Annotated in this window: 5 protein-coding genes and 2 pseudogenes; all 7 read left to right on the plus strand. The window is 50.4% G+C overall.

Features of this window, described 5'->3' with window-relative positions:
• Nucleotides 1-204, plus strand: a 204-nt coding sequence (locus tag BBW68_RS12605) for an integrase core domain-containing protein (protein ID WP_070133629.1), incomplete at its 5' end; no start/stop codon positions are given.
• Nucleotides 205-374: 170 nt separating this feature from the next.
• On the plus strand, nt 375-644 hold the full coding sequence (locus tag BBW68_RS12610; RefSeq protein ID WP_070135628.1) for a hypothetical protein: 270 nt from the start codon (nt 375-377) through the stop codon (nt 642-644).
• Nucleotides 645-753: 109 nt separating this feature from the next.
• Nucleotides 754-1,065, plus strand: coding sequence for a hypothetical protein (locus tag BBW68_RS18465; RefSeq protein WP_148127668.1), 312 nt, complete (start codon nt 754-756; stop codon nt 1,063-1,065).
• A gap of 92 nt (nt 1,066-1,157) precedes the next feature.
• Nucleotides 1,158-1,649, plus strand: a complete 492-nt coding sequence (locus BBW68_RS12615; RefSeq protein ID WP_070135629.1) for a hypothetical protein — start codon at nt 1,158-1,160, stop codon at nt 1,647-1,649.
• Nucleotides 1,650-1,717: 68 nt separating this feature from the next.
• Nucleotides 1,718-2,125, plus strand: a complete 408-nt coding sequence (locus BBW68_RS12620) for a hypothetical protein (protein ID WP_070135630.1) — start codon at nt 1,718-1,720, stop codon at nt 2,123-2,125.
• A gap of 76 nt (nt 2,126-2,201) precedes the next feature.
• A pseudogene (locus tag BBW68_RS16945) lies at nt 2,202-2,303 on the plus strand (ArdC-like ssDNA-binding domain-containing protein); the annotation flags it as partial.
• 89 nt (nt 2,304-2,392) lie between these two features.
• Nucleotides 2,393-2,609, plus strand: a pseudogene (locus tag BBW68_RS16950) (helix-turn-helix domain-containing protein); the annotation flags it as partial.

The following is a 2,609-nucleotide window of genomic DNA, read 5'->3' on the forward strand; positions in this document are numbered from 1 at the left end:
AGTCGACGGGGAAACTGCTGGGATAACGCCCCTATGGAGCGGTTCTTCCGGAGCCTGAAGACCGAATGGGTGCCGACGAAGGGCTATAACAGCTTCAGCGAAGCCCAGGGCGCGATAATCCACTATATAACGGGATATTACAGCGCTATCAGGCCCCATTGGTATAACGGTGGTCTGACGCCCAACAAATCTGAGCGGCTGTAGTACTTACAGTCTAATTTGAAAGATAAGATCTTTCAATAACACGAAAGGCTAACTCATCAATAACTTTGCAACAGTGCCCCTGATATAGAGTTTTGGCAACACCTACATACTACCCTTCGGGAGTCACACTCCCTACAGGGAACGTGCCTCCCGATCAATCAGGAGGTACGATGAGTAACATTTCATACGATGCAGCGGCATTTCTGCAACAGGCTTTCAGCCAGGAACAAGTGGAGGCGATTGTGAATTTTCAGAAGTCAGTTAATGCACAATTGGCAACCAGTGCAGAATTGCAGCAGGTTAAGGCTGAGTTGAAAGCTGATCTGAAGACTGAGATATCTCAGTTTGAGGTTCGTCTGAATCAACGTCTTAATACAACAATCTTTGCGGCTGTCGGTGTGATTGCAACACTGATCACCGTGCTGAAGTTGTTTGCTTAACCTTCCAGCTCGCGCCGACAACTAAGCTCATCTTCAGAGACGACGCATGCCACCTCAACGGGAATATCTCCCGATGGGGGAAATTCCCGTTTTTTAACGAGAACTTTCTATGGCCCTTCTAAACAACTCTATTGTTTCGCACGACGCTATGGCAGTCAGTATTGTTGCTTCCGCCTGGGATGCACTTTCAGGGCATCAGCCTGTCAGCGACGAAAGTCCCTATATGCACGGGCTTCTCGTTGGCTGTGCGCTGAATGCCTGGCAATCCAGGAACGCACCCGACACAGGGGAAAAGCCGGATACTGACCAGGTGAACTTTTCACTGCTTTGCCGTGCACGAGACAATACTGAACGGCGGTTCCACTTTAAAGTACAGTCCGTTTCGGATTTGCTGCTGGTGACGCTCGCCCGTTTACATTGATTTCAACTCTGTAGTGCCTTTTAGCACTGCGCCCTGTGGGGATTTATCCCCTTCAGGGATGAGTCCCCGCTTTTCTTTGCGAGGACTCAACAATGGGATACACCCACTACTTTAAACAGAACAAGCCGGTCGCCGATCAACAATGGACGCTGCTCACCGCGCAGGTGGCAAACGTTTTTCTTCTGATTCAGAACAGAGACGTGCTGGGTCAGGAGATTGTGATCTGTGATTCTACCGGAACCACTGTACTGCGGAAATGCGATGAGCTTTTTCGCAGAACGGCACCGGGATCGCAAAACTGTATCTCGTTCAACGGGCACGGGCTGCTCGACCTGGATCATGAGTCGTTTTTGCTCTGCCAGCACGCACAGCGTGACTGGTTCTGCAAAACGGCAGCCAAACCTTATGATTTTTTGGTTGTGGCGACGTTGATCCTGGCGAACACGTACTGCTCAGACTGCTACGAGATATCGTCTGATGGCGATGAACTGGACTGGTTGCCGGTTTTGCAGTGGCTGAAAGAGCACATCGATGCTCGTTGCTCTTTGCCGCTGAGGATCGAACCGGGTGTTTCACTGCCGTAATTACTTAAACCCCCATAGGGATAACGTCCCTGTGGGAGGTTATCCTTCATTTTGAAGGAGTTAACAACATGATTATGCTTAATAAGCAGAGAAATCACGACTATGAGGATACGTTGAGTGCGAAATTCGCCCTGATGCATTTCCTTGGCAGTATAACCTGGCGGTTATTGAAGGTCGCAGCTACCAGGGCCAAACCAGGCTACTGCTATGAGGAATGCAAAGATGAGGACGGATTTACGCCCGAAACGTATGAACTCTGGCATCTGGCAGCGTTGCTGGGGCGAGCTACTGCCTGCAACCCAATGTTTGATAAACCGATGCTTTCTCTGCTGGCGCGTGGTGTAAATCGGCTTGGTAATCTGGTTGATCCCGATTGCTGGCGTCGGTGTTTCACCGATGCGGTTAACCACTATCACGCAGAAGTGCTTATTGGTCGCCTGGAGGACGATTTGTCAACCTGGCATGAGGGCGAGTGATACTTTTTTATTAACTTACCCACAAGGGGATTTATCCCCTTGTGGGGTAAATCCTCTTTTTTTTGAGGATTTACCCATGAGAAATCAAGAAAAACGTGACCTGTATCAGGAAGTGACCGACAAGGTGATCGCCGCAATTGAAAAAGGCACTTCACCCTGGCAGAAACCCTGGAGATCGGCAGTGTCGCTACCGATGTAAAACTGGCCCACCTGCCGATGTAAATCTGACCCACCCAGGGTAAAAATGGCAGTTTTAAGGCACTGCCAATGATGACATTGGAGACCAGAGTGGAGATGAGTGTTTTACATCGTCAGGGCATGTCGATACGCGCCATCGCGCGCCAGCTTTCATGCTCTCGTGAGACCGTTCGCAGATATATCCGTAGCCCCGCTGCCCGTAGCGGATATCCGCTACAAGCCTCGCGCACCCAGACCCTGCAAGCTTGACCCGTTCAAGCCCTATATCCTTGAGCGCGTGGCCGCT

This window comes from Candidatus Erwinia dacicola, from assembly GCF_001756855.1.
GTDB classification, from domain to species: Bacteria; Pseudomonadota; Gammaproteobacteria; order Enterobacterales; family Enterobacteriaceae; genus Erwinia; species Erwinia dacicola.